Below are 17122 nucleotides of genomic sequence, written 5' to 3'. Positions count from 1 at the left end.
TATTAGAATGTAATATTCAAACCGACCGTATAAGTACGTGTAGACGGATACGCATTGAAGTCAAGACCGGCACCGGCATTTGCAGTCTGCTGGCTACCACCAGACTGAGTCGCTTCGTTAGCCTTAGTATCCACTTCAGGATCCCAGCCGGAATATCCCGTGATAGTGAATAAGTTTTCAGCAGAGAAATACACACGGCAGGAACTTACCACCTTCTTAAACGGAATCGTGTAGCCCAATGTCAAATTTTTCAAACGCAGGAAAGAAGCGTCTTCGATAAAATGATCATTGATATAACCTCCGTACTGAGAATAGTAGAAACCATTACGCGGAATATCTGTATTGGTATTCGTCGGAGTCCAACGGTTCAGTGCATCCGGTGTACGTTTCCATTCCAGATTCATACGAGTCATATTCAACAAGTCGTTACCGATTGATCCCTGGAAGAAGATAGAGAGATCAAAACCTTTCCAGGCAAAGTTATTCGTCAAACCGAAAATCACATCCGGATTTGCATTACCAATGATTGTACGATCGTCAGAATCAATCTTACCATCCTTATTCACATCTTCGAACTTCGGATCACCCGGTTTGGAGTTAGGTTGCGGAGCGTATGTTTCACCTTCTTGCAATACACCTATATATTTATAACCGAACAAAGAACCTAATGATTCACCTTCGCGAACAACGGCATAAGCCTCTTCCGACACAGTACCCATCGGCTTGGAAGATGTGATATAAATATCTGTGCTGCTACCTAAATCCAACACTTTGTTACGGTTAACGGCCAAGTTAAACTTCGTATCCCAAGTAAAATCACCTGTCAGGTTATGAGAGGTAATGTCGATTTCGAAACCACGGTTCTGTATAGCACCGATATTACGCTGCCCGGAAGTAAAACCTGTATAATAGGGTAAAGATACTTTCAGCAGCAAGTCTTCTGTTTTTTTCCAATAACCATCCAATGTCACAGACAAGCGGTTGTCAAAGAATCCCATATCCACACCGACATTATACTGAGAAGTTGTCTCCCATTTCAAACTGGCATTCTCCGGACTGCTTTGGTTCAGATGCGTACCCGGCTTGTTGCTTGAACCGTCCAGGGTGATCCGGTTGGTTGAAATCAATGCATAAGATGCGTAATCACCAATACGTTCATTACCCGTCACACCATAACCGGCACGAACCTTCAAGTTGCTGAAAAGATTCAAATTCTTAATAAAATCTTCCTCACTGGCACGCCAAGCCAACGATCCGGAAGGGAAAGTACCCCAATGGTTGTTTACACCGAAACGGGAAGAACCGTCGCGACGAACCGTCACCGTTGCCAAATACTTATCCTTGAATGTATAATTCACACGTCCAAAGAAAGAAGCCAAAATATTCTCTGTCTTATTAGACATAATATCTTTCGTAGAAGCAGCACTCAAATTGTTCCACTGGAACAAGTCGGTTGAGAATCCTTTTGCTTCAGTCTGACGATATTCTGAATTGTATTTTTCATAAGAATATCCCAACATCACATTCAGGTCGTGCATATTATTGAAGGTCTTCATATAATTCAAGATACCTTCAAATACCTGACGGGTAGCTCTGAAATCGTATGTTGTTGCCACACCACCTTCAATTTCTCCTTGATAAGTCGATTTCGGCAGATAAGTCCCTTTGAAATTATTCAACAACTCCACACCGGCAGTCGCCTTGGCAGTGAAACCTTCGAACGGGTGCACTTCAAGGAAAGCAGTACCGTTAAACTTATCGTTGGTCATATCATTCTTACGTTCCAACAAATTAGCCAATGGGTTATCGCCACGACCACCCGGTACACGACCATAAGAACCATCTTCATTATAAGGCTTCACTGTCGGATCATAGTCCATAATACTCAACAATACGTTTGAGTTGACAATACTTCCGCTATACATCTGATAGTTTGACTGTTCGCGATGTGCATACATCGTAGCTCCCGCCTTGATGTAATCGTTGATTGTCTGATCGACATTGATACGTCCGGAAATACGATTAAAGTCAGTATTCTTCAAGACACCTTCCTGCTGATAGAAGCCCAGGCTGGTCAATACCTTTGTTTTCTCCGTACCACCACGGAATTGAATATTATGGTCATGTACCAAACCGACACGCGTTGTTTCTTTCAACCAATCCGTATCTACGTCAGACTGCAACTGAGAAGGGGTATAGGCTCCATTCGGATTACCTTCCTGTCCTTCAATTTCCTGATACAACGCATTCTGTAAATTCATATAATCCTTCGCATTTATAAATGTAAATGGATTATCAATCTTTTGAGCCCCCATATAACCGCTGTAAGAAATCTTATTCTCACCGGCTTTACCCCGTTTAGTCGTAATCAATACGACACCATTGGCACCACGGGCTCCATAGATAGCTGTTGCGGAAGCATCTTTCAAAATCTGCATAGATTCAATATCATTCGGATTGATGTTCAAACCTTCAGAAGATGGGAAACCGTCCACTACATACAACGGTTCGTTGGTAGACGAAATAGAGTTGCTACCACGAACACGTACCGAAATAGTACCGCCCGGAGCTTTAGAACTCTGTGAAACCTGCACACCAGCAGTCTTACCCTGCAAAGCCTGAGCTGCATTACTTACCGTACCGCCCATTACCATATCATCAGCCGATACAGTAGAAACAGCACCTGTCAAGTCTTTCTTCTTTACATAACCATAACCAATGGCTACAACCTCATTCAGACCAATTGCCTCTTCAGCCAAACTGACATTCAGCACTGACTGACTACCTACCTTTACTTCTTGCGTAGTATAACCAATAAAAGAAACAACCAGAGTTGCATTATTAGGTACATCCAGGGTATACTTACCGTCCAGATCGGTAACTGTACCATTTGTGGTTCCTTTCTGCACAACATTAGCACCTGGTATAGGCTCTCCGGCACTGTCCGTTACTACACCCGACACCTTTTTAGCCTGTTGAGTGATCATAACACTTTCATTCTTTGCTTTCGCTGCATCCACTCCGCCCGGAATAGCATACGAAGAAACGAGGGAAGATATACATAATCCAGCTATAAGACCGGACCTGGATAACACCTTCCGCGTCTGAGAATCCACTGCTCTTGCAGCAAGATTGTCTTTCAGTAAAGCGTTGTTCATAAACTTGAATTATTAGATTTATATCTGCATTACAATTGTATCACCCTTTACAGTAAACTTGTCAGAATACCAATAATTGACCTGAGTTCGATAAGAACTCACTCAATTTTTTGCCAAATATATAAAAAATACACTAATATCGGTTTCTCATATTAAAAAAAATAAGAATTTAACACTCTCCCCACTCAAATCTTTATGAATGGAACTCCTCTAAAGCCTTTTTTACATATTTCCTTTTTTAAGATTTATCTGTTTTGAATGAGTTCTTATCGGACTAAATCAGTTGCTTAAGAAAGGTTATAACGTGTTCTTATCTTGATATTCAAATAACAGACTGATATAAAGTACGTTTTACACAAATAGAATATTTACCTATTTAACCTTAAAATGCGTTTATTGATCTATTTTACATAAAACAAAATGTTCCCGATTAAGACAAATCATCATTCAACTATCATAAAACGATCTATTTAAGGTAAAGCATCGTAAAAATAGACATAAAAAACTATCAGACACAGACCATTTTTTCCATAGCACCCTATATTTTTTACTCAACTATACCTACTTTTTTCACGAAAACAACTAATTTTTCTCCTTCAGCCCCCCATTTTATATCCTTTTACACCCGGGTTTGAACGATGCTAAGACCCGGGTCCCGACACCCTTTACACCTGGGTCTCAAAAAAGATAATTAGTTACTTTGCTGAAAATAAGTCCTATAGACAGGAAGTTTTGTCAGGCAGTTTTATGATAGTATGATAGTAGAAAATGGAACTATCACACTAACTATCATAGCCTTTACATATTGATATTCAACATATATAAAGCCATAAATGATAGTATGATAGTTATATTAAACAATATTGATGTAAAAGAGCCTATTTATTTCTCTATCACCAGCCAGGTATTTCCACGGGCAGGAATAGTCACCGTAATATCTACCGTATAATCGCGATTCAGCTTATAAGTAACCAGAGCATTCTCTTTTTCCCTGATCTTCGCTACATCGGAGATACCGGTGTAATAAAGTGGAAGCCGGATCGTACGGGTGATAACCTGGTCGGTCGGGTTGAACAACAGGGCAAAGCCTTTTTCCTTGCCTTGTGGGTCCACATGCATGAAACCATCCCAGTCACGTCCGTCGGCACGGCGCAAGTGGATCAGTTCGCTGTTGAGGATAGTCCGGTATTTCTTGTACCAGTCGATCACCTCCACCACGGCAGCTTTCGTTTCGGGGGTATCGTATAAACGGGGACCACGATAACAAGCCTGTACACCGGCTCCATAGTTCTGGATCATGTGCGCTTTATAGTCGGGGATGTGATCTTTCAAAGGTTCGAGGGTAGCAGCGGCACCACCACCATGATATTGGGTGAGCGGAACGAATGTCCAACACATACCCGGCAGACGTTCCCACAGGCCGTCATACATTACCTGACGTCCCAACACAAGCTGGCGTTCACGGGGAAGCGACCAGTTCACTTCACGATAACCGATACCGACCTTCGTTCCGCCATTCAGCATGTAACCGAAGTCGGGGATATTGGTATAAATGCCATTTTCACACATCCACTGATAAAGGTTTACAATCTGTTGGCGTTGTTTCCACTGGGAGTCTTTCAAACCTTTATGATAGGCATGACTGGTCGAGGCACAAACGTTGCCCGGATAAGAGCCGTCGTTCTCAAAAACCGTCATTCCTGTCTTCTCGTAGAAAGAGCGTATCTTACGGAAGTAGTCATATCCCCACTCGCTGGAAAGACAAGGCGAACTGCCGAAAATCATGCCTCCGCGCTTCCCTGTTTCCGGGTTAATAACATCCACTTCGTCGCTGATCCAGCGGCTCGACAACAGGGAATAACCTCCCAGTTCGATACCTTTGGAGTTGGCATATTCGGTAAATTCCTTGAACTTGGCGATGTTCGCTTCACTCTCATCTTCCATATTCAATCCCGAACCGAAGCTGAGGATAACCATCTCATAACCGGTTTCTGCACATTGGTCGATAGCTGTCTTCACCACCTTCGGGTCTGACGATACGCAATGCAGGAAAATCGGGTTTTCAGTAGTCCACGGAGCGATCTTACGGTACATCCGTTTCAGGAAAAGACCTTTCCGGTCACGGTCATCGCTGTCGAAAGGCATCAGCCAGGTACGGAAACTCCGGAACTTGCCACCGGCAGCAATATCTTCATCCGGTCCCATCGGGAGCTTTACCTCCAGCAGGCAGGGGGTGAGCAAGGGGTAGTTACACTGGGAAGTATAACGCGGATCGGTATTCCAAAACTCAGTACGGTCGGCTTCCCGTTCAGTGAATCCCAGGAACGCCCAGTCGCTTTCGACATGGATATTGGGTTTCAGGAATTGTTCGGGGCGTTTGGCTTCCACCGGAGATTCGGGTTCCGCCATAGCCAACTGCTCCAGGGTGAACTCGTCGAGCGTAATGTTCATGTCACTCTCGTTTTCTATCTCCATCCATTTACTGATACAGGGGATACCGTCATACAAAGCATAATTCAGTTTTACCTTTACGCCTTTCAGGTAATCCGGTCCTTCGAGATAGAAAGAGAGCACCTTACCCGTCGTTTCACCCGGCTTTACCAGCGACCAGCGTTTATTCGCCCAATCGATACGGGGAGTCAACTCAGTGATATCGAATCCTGTCACCCGGAACGAGTTCGGCAGGATGGTCAGACTGTCGACCCATTTGTATTGCGTATATCCGTATTCAAACTGCCCGTCGAGGCCGCCTAACGTATATACTTTATCGTCTATCTTTAGAATACCTTCATTGCTGACGGCACGCAGCATACTTTCTCCGGTCATCTGATTGATCAGATCGACAGTCGCCAGGTTCGGGTACACACGGAAAATACGGCTTATCAGACCGTTGGATAGCACAATATCTTTCCCGTTATGCGCCTGGTATATACCTGCTTTCACGCCTTTGGCATCAAGCAGCCAATCCTTCTCAGGACGTGCCACCGGCAGATCGATAACAGGCAATGCTGCGATCTTATTCCTTAATTTCTTTTCTATTGCTGCCGGCATAGTTTCAATAGCCCCTTTATAGTCGGCATTCACCAGCGAAGGCTTGATCTCGTTATAAGAGAAGACCGGCTCGATCCAGTCGGCATGGTCGCCACTGACACCATCCGCCCCATCTTCTACGATCAGTTCCAGAACGTCCACACCGGATACGTCCAAAGAAATATCACGGGCTTTCTCGCCTCCACGTACCATTCCGCTGTTATACATTTCTTTCCCGTCGCCTACCAGGCGGAAAACGACACTTCCTTTTCCCAGGGAGCCGTCACCGGAACCCACTCCGACAAACTGTTTCTTTCCTCCGGTTCCATCCGTCCGGTAAAACAACATCGTCCCGTCCGTCATCGGTATCTTACTGAAATCTTCTTTTTTATAATCCAGCGAATGGTCGTTCACCCCCACCTTACAGGTAAACTGCGAAGTGTTGTTACGCAGGCTCAATTTGATCTTGCTGTTTGCCTGTACACCGATTCCCTGCTTAAACTGTTCACCGGCTATCGTCAGCGTCTCGCCGGTAACCGCCATATTCTTCATAGGCGAACCATACTGCTGATAGGCTAAAGATAAATCCATCTCCGGCAAAGAGAGCGTATTCTGGGCATTTGCAGTCAGCCCGGACAAGAAAAATCCTCCCAAAAGGAGAAATAAAGAAATTGTCTTTTTCATGGTAAAATAAGAATATGTATAAGTCCCCAAAGATACTCAAATATATCTCCGGGGAGATTATGATTTATCGATTGTTTTTATTTCCCTGCAACTCTCTTCAGCGGAATCTGTACGTTAAAACATCCTCCGTCCGTACGAGGGTTGACATTGATAACAGAGCAGGCAGCATATAATATCAAAGGATTTCCTTTCTCATCCAACAAAAGCTGCGGACGCTCCAGGCGATCTACCCGAATGGTATCGCCGGAGTTCAGTATCAGTTCTTTTTTGAGGAATTGAGAATGTTCAGGCAGCAGCCAGTCGATACCGTCTTTCGAATACATAAGGGCCAGCGAGGGTTCTCCTTTCGTAAACTTCCCGGTAAAGTCTTTGAATATGGCATAAAAGAGCTGATCATCCTGACTATACCATACATAAGGATCTTCGGCAGATAACTTCCCGCCGTCCGTCGTCTCTATAGTAAATATCTCACGGTCGAGAGGAACGAACGGTCCCGTCGGTGAGTCGCTGATAGCCACTCCGTGCACCCCCCGCCAAGTAGGGTCATAAATATTCCCCTTAAAATAAAGCAGATACTTCCGGTCGGACGGACGGTAGACGACGGAAGGATTCACTACGATAATATTATCCGGCAACGGTTGCGTACCCTCCGGAGAAGGATCTACGATAGCATCCTCCTTCACCCGGGTGCGGGGAGTCAGTAAGGGCTGAGTGGAATGTGTATAATCTCCTTTCAACAGCTGGTCGAATGAGTCGAACACAATCACGCCGATTTTCAAACTCTGCTGAATACGGCTACGTCGGTCAAGCTCACCGGAAGAGCAGCGGATAGGAACCAGTCCGATAGGATCTGCCCCACCTATATAATACAGATAATATTTGCCATCAAACTTACGAATATGCGGATTATGCACGGTCTGCGCATCCCAGGAAGAGGTATCGGGGGCATATCCGTCCTGATTCAAAAAAAATCCGAGGAAATGATACCCTCCGTCGGGGTTGTCAGATACGGCCAGCCCCAACTTGGAGCCTAGCACCCAAGCATCGGAAAAACGATACGTTCCCGTCTCAAACCCGGCAAAAACCAGATAATATTTACCATCTTCCCCTTGAATAGGAGAAGCCCCCCAAACGAAATGATTATCTACCTGAAAACAAGAATGTCCGGCTACTCGCGAACTATCAGCCGATACGATCTGTAAGTCAACTGCCTCCGACCGATACCGGCAGTCCTCTTCCGGAGACAAAGACCGGCAACTGCTGCCCAGTAGCAGGCCGGTCCATGCTATTATGAATAAACTCCCTTTTTTCATTTTCCCCAATCCTTATTCGGCGTATCTCCCAGCCATAGCTCCAACAGTCCTCCGTTTGCGAAAGCTGTGTGAGGTATCCGGAAAGAATTATACTCTTTCCCGTTCAGACGGGCACGCTGGATATAACAATTTGTCTTCGAGTTATTATACGTCTTTATTTTAAAGGTTCCTCCCTGATAATAATCCGGATCCAGCGAAATAGTCACCTCATCGAATACAGGGCTTGTCAGATCATATTGCGGATCGCGGGAAGAACCGCCGTCCAGTGCAAATAATCCGATCGCCATCAGAGAGCTTACTCCGCCCATCTGTCCCTGGTCCTCATCATGTCCGCCATACCCTCTGTCGGGAGTTACCGCCCCATAAGCCTGCTCTTTCACACGGCGTACCCAGTATTGGGTCAGCCAGGGTTTTCCGGCATGCGAGAAGACATGAGCATTCGAGCATCCCGGCTGGTTCGCATAACTCACATACCCGCTGCCGTATCCATAGACAAAATCCGTCGACTCCGACTCCCTGAAAGCAAAATCCAGCTTACTGCAAAGACTGTCGTTCCCTCCCATCAGCTTTGCCAATACAGGGATATCATGCGAAAGTCCGAACGTTGCCTGCCAGGCGTTAGCCTCCACATATCCGTTTCCGCTCAAAGGATCGGTATGCAGCCATTCACCGTTGGCTTTCTTCGGCAGGATCAGTCCCAGTTCCTTATTGAAAGAAGCCGGCCAGCCTGTAGCCCGTTTATGGAAGTAGTTATAATCTCCTTTCTTTCCCATTTTAGCGGCCATTTCAGCCAAAGCCCAGTCCTCGAAAGCCCACTGGATGGTCAGACCGGCATTACCGGGACAATAGCCGTTACGGACATAGAAGTCCAGCTCCTTATCCATTCCCAATGCCAGCATTCCTCCTTTGGAATGATTTCGTTTCATAGCCTTGAAAGCCTTTTGCGGATCCCATTTCCGGACAAGTCCTTTCTGGAAAGCACTCGTGATAAGAGAGGTAGCAGGACATCCGGACATGATATACGAATATCCGCCGGCACAAGGTCCGCGGGGAAGCAGGTTTCCATTCACATCATACTCCAGCAGAGAAGCCGCAAAGTCATCCAATACGGACGGATAAGCCAGTCCCCAAAGCGTATTCAGATTCCACTGTGTCAACCAGAATGCATCCGAGTTGTACATATGATGTTTCACTTTTCCCTGTCCGTCTTTCTCCAGCTGACGCACATGGAAACGGATATTCTTCGTATGCGCCCCTTCCCGGCTTCCATCCGTATAATCCGGATATTCACCGTTGGCATCGTCCAGTTTATGCCTTCCCAGTAAAGAGTGCCATAAGTCTGTATAGAACTTCATCCGCTGATCATGACTGCCTCCTTTCACGTCGATCCGGCCTAACCATTCATTCCATTCCTGCTGGGATGCCTGCCGTACCCGGTCAAAATCCCAATGGTCGCAATCCTGCTTCAGGTTATCCCAGGCATTCTCCGTGCTTACGTAAGAGATAGCCACCTTCATCTGCAACTGTTCTCCCGGCTGTACGCTGTAATTTGCTTTCACACCGGAAACAGGTGCATCATGGTAACTCATTCCCGGATTTCTCGGCGTACTCTCTTTTGCTCCCTGCAATTCATCGATGTCTTTGAACTGCTTCGGACCTACCCAGCCATCCAGTGACTGAAAAGGCGTATCGAATGTAACGGCAAAATAGATCCTGACCACATCGGGCCCTCCCCACAAGCGTCCGGTCGTATCAAAATAACCATCTACAGCATGAGTTCCTTTTTTATTGACGTGAGCATTGACCATGGTCGAAGTCCCGACATAACCGCCGAGGTTCAGCAATATATCCGCCACGTCTTCTTCCGTATAAGTGAACCGGTAGAAGCTGACACGATCGGTAGCCGTCTGTTCCACCCATACGTTATATTTATCCAGAAAAAGTCTGTGATAACCAGGTTGAACGATCTCCCCCTCATGCAGGAAAGGAGATTTCCAGGCTTGTTCACCACCTGTCGGGTCTACCTCTCCCGTCACCGGCATCACCGTCAGCCCGGAAAGCATCCAGCAATGGATCTGCGGAAAGCCCAGCACTTCCGAAGAGTTGTAATTGTAACCGCCGCCGTACTGATTTTTATTTCTCGTCAGCGGTGCAGCTCCTATCATCCCATACGGCTGATTGCCTGTGATAAAGAAGAAATAGCGCCCCCGGGCAGTCTCGATATACGGATTGACCCAGGATACATGATCCGTATAATCTTCAGGAGAAGGAAAGACCTCGATCTCCGAAAGACCGACCTGCGTACCGGCAGCATCCGTCACTTCGAACCGTATCCATTCCACTTTCCGCGATTCGAACTCGATCTCTTTGGGAGCTCCGTCATTCGCCATTCCCCAGACGTTGAGCTTACTACCGTCACTGAAATGCAACACGCCTCCGGCAATATGTGCCTCCATAGACGGCCGGTCATATAAAATAACTTTATTGATATTCACGGGACGTTCCCAGTCCAGCTGTATCCAGGGATAATCGATCTGTCCCCAGAATGTTTCGGTACTGGCAGACACCCATTCGCCTTTTCCCTGTACGCGTATCACTCCGTCGGTCGCCTTTGCCGCATCATGACCGGCATCGATCGAAGAAGAGGCCGATGCCCGTGCCTGCGGGGCGATATTATAGGGCGTTGCCCGGCATATAGCCGGACAACAACCTAACAACATAATAAATAGTGATAAGAAACATATCTTTTTTCCCATATGGTAGTGCATGATATTTAATACAAAAATAGACTTTCATATTCCTTCCGGAAATAGCAAAAAATTGCCTATTCCGTGGATTATTATTGTTTACCGCTTACAGATATACGCGCAACAAAGCCTCCTCCCGACATTAGTTCTTCCTTTATTCGCTGTCCGGAGCGTATTTTACTCTTTTTCACTTCGATCTGTTTCCGGTTACCGGGGACATCCGAAGCTATTTCCATCTGATATTTTCCTTTAGACAGGAAATCCAGCTTCGCATCAAACGTGCGGGCTGTCTCTCCGTTGAGAACGGTCAGATACCACACATCTCCCTTTCTCCGTGCCAAAGCAGCCAACTGACCGATCTCGCTTTCCGGCAAAACGATCGTTTCATCCCAGGTTACCGGTACACTTTCTATGAATGACCGACCCGGACACGACAGCATATCTTCCATGTCTGCCGCAAAGATTAACATCGGGGAAGTGAACATATAGATCGATGACAACTGATGTCCAAAGGTCACAGACGGATGACAAAAGCCGCGGAAGTTCAAAGGTGTATAATCGGCAGCTCCTACCAGCCAGCGGGTAAACGGCAATACCGTATTATGATAAGGCCAGGGCGGACCCGGAGCCCAGCTATCCTCTCCGCCAACACATTCCAGTCCTCTTACAGCTTCTTTCGCCAGTAGGTTCGGATAGGTATACGAATCGCCGGTCGGTTTATTCACACCATGAAAGATAACCATGAGTTTCTCTTTGGCAGCAGCTTTCAGAATATTCTCCATCAGATTGACCGTAAAAGCATTCTCCGTATGGAAAAAGTCGATTTTCAAACCTTTCACTCCTACTTCCGCACATTTCTTCATAAAATCGGCACGCTCTTCCGCATCTACCAGCCCCACATCTGATTTATTTCCAAAGCGTGGAGACGAAGAACGCCATACCCAGATATCCACATTCTTTGCTTTGGCATAATCGACCAGGTCTTTCAACATCTCCCACTTGGTCCGTCCGTTTGCCTCTTTTTCCGTTTGTTGCCACAACTCCCAGCCGTCGTCTACCACTACAGACTCAATACCCAGTTCGGCACACCCGTCTACATATTTTTTATGATTGGCAACACTCAGCCGGTCATTGCCTTCCACCAACCAGGTAAACGTCGCTCTGCCCGGTTTGATCCAGTCGGTCTTCACCCCATCCGGGAAAAGCGTTTTATCCGGCTGGTCGGATACCTGAGCGATAATCCGGTTATTCACCAGGCCATTTAGATCTTTAGCCAGCATAAGAACACGCCAGGGAGTTACGATTTCCTGACTCCGCTCTTTCGGAGATACAATCCACGGGACATTACGAACTTCTTCATGCCAGAATTTTGTAGGTGGAAGACCGGTTATTATCCCCGTTTCCATATGTCCTTTATTTTCCACATAACCGAATTGTACCCTGTTCGGAGCTGTTCCAAACAGTACCGCTCCATGAAAATTGAACAGATTCGCTTCCGTGACCGCTGCATAAATCCCGTTCGGCAGATGGAAAGTGGCAGGAGGAGCCAGTAATTCACCTTCTATACGGTCGGTCTCCCACTCCTGGTACTCTTGTAACCAGCCATATTGGAAAGGGCCGCTGGCATACCAGACTTTCGTCTGTGACGGAAAGATAAATGATGTTTCCTCTCCGTAAATACAGACTGGTCCCTCTGCCGGGATACGATACCGCAAGGCAATCCCGTCCGGGAATATTCGGATATCCATATAAAAACGACTTCCATCGGCTTGCTGTAACTCATAGACAAGTGTATTGTTTTCCTTTTTTTCCTTGTTAAGCAGCTGAACGTCTTTCCCCAGCTGACGGTGGTCGACATTCAAACCCAAAGGGGCTTCCCGGATAACTGAGTTTTCCTCATAAGAGACATCCAGCACCAATTGTTTATCGGCATTCGCCTCTACTTTCAACTTTACAGGGGTAGCACCAGACATGGCATCAACTCCCTCTGCATTTTTTCCTTTTACGAGCTGATTAACACTTAGTAAAAGTAGTGCTATCACTAGAATTTTCGATACATGATTATTCATCTTCAGTTATATTAGGGTTCCCAACTTTGAAATGGTAAAAATAGGAAACAAATCCGGTTGAGATTTTTATAAAATACGAGATTTATTTTGCATAATCCGAGATTAGAGATACTAATTACATTTTCACTCTAATCCCGAATGTATGATATTTTAGATTTACATCTTGATCACCGAAGAACTATTATTTCTATCAATATTTATTGAGATGTCATAAAACGGAAATTATAATCACTGAATGACCAGACTTTAGCCCCTTCTGGAATGACGGCTTTTCCCGTTTTATTTCCATCCGCATCTACATCTACTTTCAGAACAATACGGGAAAAATCACCTTTTTCATAGTCAAAACTTTTGCCGTCATCATCATACAAATTATAAGAAGAAGAAGTTTTACCATAATGACGTACTTCCAGCGGTAGCTTTTCATCCTTCACCTTTGTCACAGCAGGCCACAAAGGGATAATCCCTCCTTCTTTCACATACACCGGAATTTTTGACAAACCGGGAGAAACAGTTATCACCTCACCTTCTCCAGCAAATTCTCCTGTATAAAAATCATACCATTTACCTTGTGGCAGGATTACCTGGCGTTCTTTTTCTCCTGCAAATAAAGGAGCGATAAGCAGGCTCGGACCTACCATAAACTGGTCCTTCACCTCTTTCCTTACAGCCATCGCATACGGATTAGCAGTTGCATCCAACACCCCTTTTTCTGTTTGCGAATCCGCCTGATAACCTTCTTCCAGATTCATAGCACGAATAGGAGGAGTCCCTTCAAAGGCATAATCAGCAAAAGCAGTATAGAGGTAAGGGATTAGTTGCATACGTAATTGTGCGATCGCACGCACCTCTTTTTCCACTTCCGGAAAACTCCAGGGCTTCGTTCCATCTGCCCAGGCATCCAATTGAGCCACAGGAGAAAAACAAACTGTCTGCATCCGTCTTAACCACTCTTCCCCCGTCGCGGAAGATCTTACCTCCGGCGTCCAAAGAACACCGATAAAGGAACTGTTTATCAATGCTGTTATAAAATCACGATGGGCATAATAGTCGTTATAAATAACATAAGGATACGAGCTGGTCCCTGCATTCCCGGCACGAACCAATCCATACGTTCGTGTATTGCGTTTACGGAACATGTCCATCGTAACACTCTGCATCATCGAACCATATATCTGACGCATCTGCTCCGCCGATATTCCGGAAGGGAAAGATGCGACATCCGGCCAAAGCCATGAATCATAGCCATCATTTTCATCCATCTTATATCCACTGACACCTTTATCCAGCTGATGCTTTTCAAAATGCTTCACCATAATCTTCTGCGCCGCTGGCATCGAATAATCGGGAACAATCCCACACCATACCGTATGCGACCCGGTATAGGGTTCGATTTTACTATACAGCTCGCCATCCGGTGAGATATAAGGATTAATCCATACATTCGTTTTTATATGCTGGTCATTCAAGCCTTTCACAAAATTATCCGGATCCGGGAAACGGGTGTTGTCCCATTCGTAGGTACACGGATAAGAACGGCTCATCCAGCCGGGTTCAAGTCCCACCACACTTAACGGAAAACCCCGCTTTTCAAACTGAGATACTTCTTCATTGACTTCTTTATCGGAGAACAAGGAAGGCACACGATGCCAGAAACCAAGCCCCCACCTCGGAGGTAATGCCCCGCCGCCATTATACAAATTAAAACGACGTACGACATCCAGCATAGTCGGCCCGGCAAACAGGACAACCTCAACCCCTTCTGCAGGAACCAGGAACTCCAGATTATCCGAATAAGGTTGGGCTTCCCAATGCTTATCCGTATTCCTATCCCTAATGACCGGTGGATTTTTACTGTCTTTCCGCACACTCGTACCCACCCAGGTATCAATATAACGGGCTGAATTTATAAATGCACCATACCCTCTCGACGAAACAAAGAAAGGAACCGGTGTATGCGTACGCCCATCATCTTTTCCAGTATAATGATCGACATGCAGCCGCATAATACGTCCTCTTTGTTCAACCGTCTTGAAATTCAGTCCCAGACCGAATATCTTTTCCTCTTTTTCAAGCGGGAAACGGATATAGGTTTTTCCGTCTACTACTTCAAAAGTGATATCTTCCCGAGATATAGGTAAGGAAGCTTCCCCCATTTTTCCGATAGCATCAAGTTTGGGAGTTATATTCAATTCACTCAGCAAGTTCACCTTCTCAGGAGTACCTACAGATACGTTCCATACCCCTGCAGTCTCTTCTTTCCACTCGACTCCCCCTTTTCGTTGAGGAGAATTATTACATGCACTCAAAATACAAAGAGTACAGATTACTACAAAATATTTTCTCATATATCCTATTTAAAAGAAGGCAGAAACACAGGTCCCTGCCTTCTATAATTATAAAATCAATCTAACGGGTTGAATGTACCACCGCTCCAGCCTTGTGTCTGCTCCATCTTGGAGTTCGTTTCCAAATACTTGTTAGGTATCGCATAGAAATAGTAGTTATCTTTAAAATCAATAGCAAAGTTCTTATCCAGAATAACTAGCGAGTCTCTGAAGTACGTAGCATAATTGTTATCAAAATCAGCCGTATCCTTTATCTTATTGAATTCTTCCTCCGGTATATTCAGCTTGGGCAGAACCCCATGACGGACTTTCCCGTTCAATTCTGCCTCAAACAAACATCGGCGGCGCAAATCCCAATAACGTTTACCCTCGAAAGACAATTCCAGCTTTCTCTCCAGCATGATCGCATCGATCATTTGCCCTGATGACAGGCCAGTCTTGAGCCCATACATGCCATTATCCCCCGCGAGTATACCAGCTCTTGCCCTGATCGCTTTCAATAGATCATAAGCCTCCTCTGTTTTACCCATCATAGCTGCACATTCCGCATAATTCAGCAAAACTTCTGCATGCCGAATCTCAATCCAGTCGGTACTACTTCTTTCCGTATAATAAGATGTATAACTCGGATCAACAGCCTTTCTACAATAAAAACCTGTTGCCGTAGGAGCATTCAACTCAGCCCCCACATACGTCCACTGCTTTCTTCCGGCTTTACCGCTCAACTCCCATGTACAGCTGTTATAAGCGATAGTCACATTAAATCGAGGATCTCTGTTTTTCCAATACAAAACAGGATCGTACTCCTTAGATTCAGTAATAGGAACACCTGTTACCATCGGGTATGACTCAACCATTTCCAATGTCGGATGATTAGCCCCTGTATAATTCTGTGCCTCGGACAAAGGACGAGTCGCTGCATTCCATTTGTTTGTAGCTCCCGGTTCCTGGTATCTGCGCCCCCAAATAACTTCCCGGTTCATCTCATCATACCATATCTTTTCATAACTGGCATACAATCCATAGCCGTTTGCTTCCAACTCTTCTTTTGCCTGTTTATTCACTTTATATGCAGCTTCCCAGCGGTCCATCCGGTTATCCGGATTAAACTGAGGACTAGCATAATACAGTAGAACACGCCCTTTCAAAGCCAATGCAGCAGCTTTAGTTGCCCGTCCCAGATCATCACCAGTCCAGCTCCAAGGAAGATTTTCATAGGCATAATCAAGATCTTTAATAATAATATCAATACACTCAGACGTTTTATTACGTGACACCAACAAATCATCCGTAAGTTTCTGAGGCAATAATATCATCGGAACACCACCATAGACGCGTACCATGCAAAAATATCTCCAAGCACGAAGGATAGAAGCCTGAGCCTTTAAACTTGTACAAGTTTCTGTGTCTATCGCCTCATTATTCTCCAACTTTTCAAATAACATGTTTATATTACGAATATCTTCATAATACCAATAATCGCAGGAAGCCGTCGTCAACTGACCATACATCACACCACCACCGCCATCGGCTTCATCCGAGTAAGAGGAATAAAAAATAGAATTCGCACCATCTCCATCCCTGTCTTGTTCTCCCTCCCATTTGGGCAGGTTCTTTTCATACAGTCTGTTTAGGTAAGCTGTCGCATACTTGGCATCTCCCCAAACCTGGTCATCTGTTACAGCTGATAAATCCTTCTTATTCAGGATATCCGAACAACTCACACTCATAGCCAACAGTGAGCCGTATAATAAATATTTGATAGTCATAATA

Annotated in this window: 7 protein-coding genes; all 7 read right to left on the bottom strand. The window is 45.4% G+C overall.

Going from position 1 to position 17122, the window contains the following annotated elements:
- Positions 1 to 2: 2 nt before the first annotated feature.
- On the bottom strand, positions 3 to 3158 hold the full coding sequence (locus tag DXD68_RS13695) for a SusC/RagA family TonB-linked outer membrane protein (RefSeq protein WP_122362129.1): 3156 nt from the start codon (positions 3156 to 3158) through the stop codon (positions 3 to 5).
- Positions 3159 to 4040: 882 nt separating this feature from the next.
- Positions 4041 to 6872, bottom strand: coding sequence for an NPCBM/NEW2 domain-containing protein (locus tag DXD68_RS13690; protein ID WP_122362251.1), 2832 nt, complete (start codon positions 6870 to 6872; stop codon positions 4041 to 4043).
- Positions 6873 to 6949: 77 nt separating this feature from the next.
- Positions 6950 to 8185, bottom strand: coding sequence for a glycoside hydrolase family protein (locus DXD68_RS13685; protein ID WP_122362128.1), 1236 nt, complete (start codon positions 8183 to 8185; stop codon positions 6950 to 6952).
- Positions 8182 to 10905 carry a GH92 family glycosyl hydrolase gene (locus DXD68_RS13680; RefSeq protein WP_233577151.1) on the bottom strand — a complete coding sequence of 908 codons (2724 nt, stop codon included), beginning with the start codon at positions 10903 to 10905 and terminating at the stop codon, positions 8182 to 8184. The genes DXD68_RS13685 and DXD68_RS13680 overlap by 4 nt, the downstream gene beginning before the upstream one ends.
- Before the next feature lie 119 nt (positions 10906 to 11024).
- Positions 11025 to 13001 carry a glycoside hydrolase family 97 protein gene (locus DXD68_RS13675; RefSeq protein ID WP_122362126.1) on the bottom strand — a complete coding sequence of 659 codons (1977 nt, stop codon included), beginning with the start codon at positions 12999 to 13001 and terminating at the stop codon, positions 11025 to 11027.
- A gap of 197 nt (positions 13002 to 13198) precedes the next feature.
- Complete coding sequence (locus DXD68_RS13670) at positions 13199 to 15349, bottom strand: TIM-barrel domain-containing protein (RefSeq protein ID WP_122362125.1); 2151 nt, start codon at positions 15347 to 15349, stop codon at positions 13199 to 13201.
- 56 nt (positions 15350 to 15405) lie between these two features.
- Positions 15406 to 17118: a RagB/SusD family nutrient uptake outer membrane protein gene (locus DXD68_RS13665; protein ID WP_122362124.1), complete on the bottom strand. Its 1713-nt coding sequence runs from the start codon at positions 17116 to 17118 to the stop codon at positions 15406 to 15408.
- Between the last annotated feature and the right edge of the window lie 4 nt (positions 17119 to 17122).

This window comes from Parabacteroides sp. TM07-1AC (assembly GCF_003480915.1).
In the GTDB taxonomy this organism is placed as follows: Bacteria; Bacteroidota; Bacteroidia; order Bacteroidales; family Tannerellaceae; genus Parabacteroides; species Parabacteroides chongii.
This window is presented reverse-complemented; position numbering and strand designations above follow the sequence as displayed.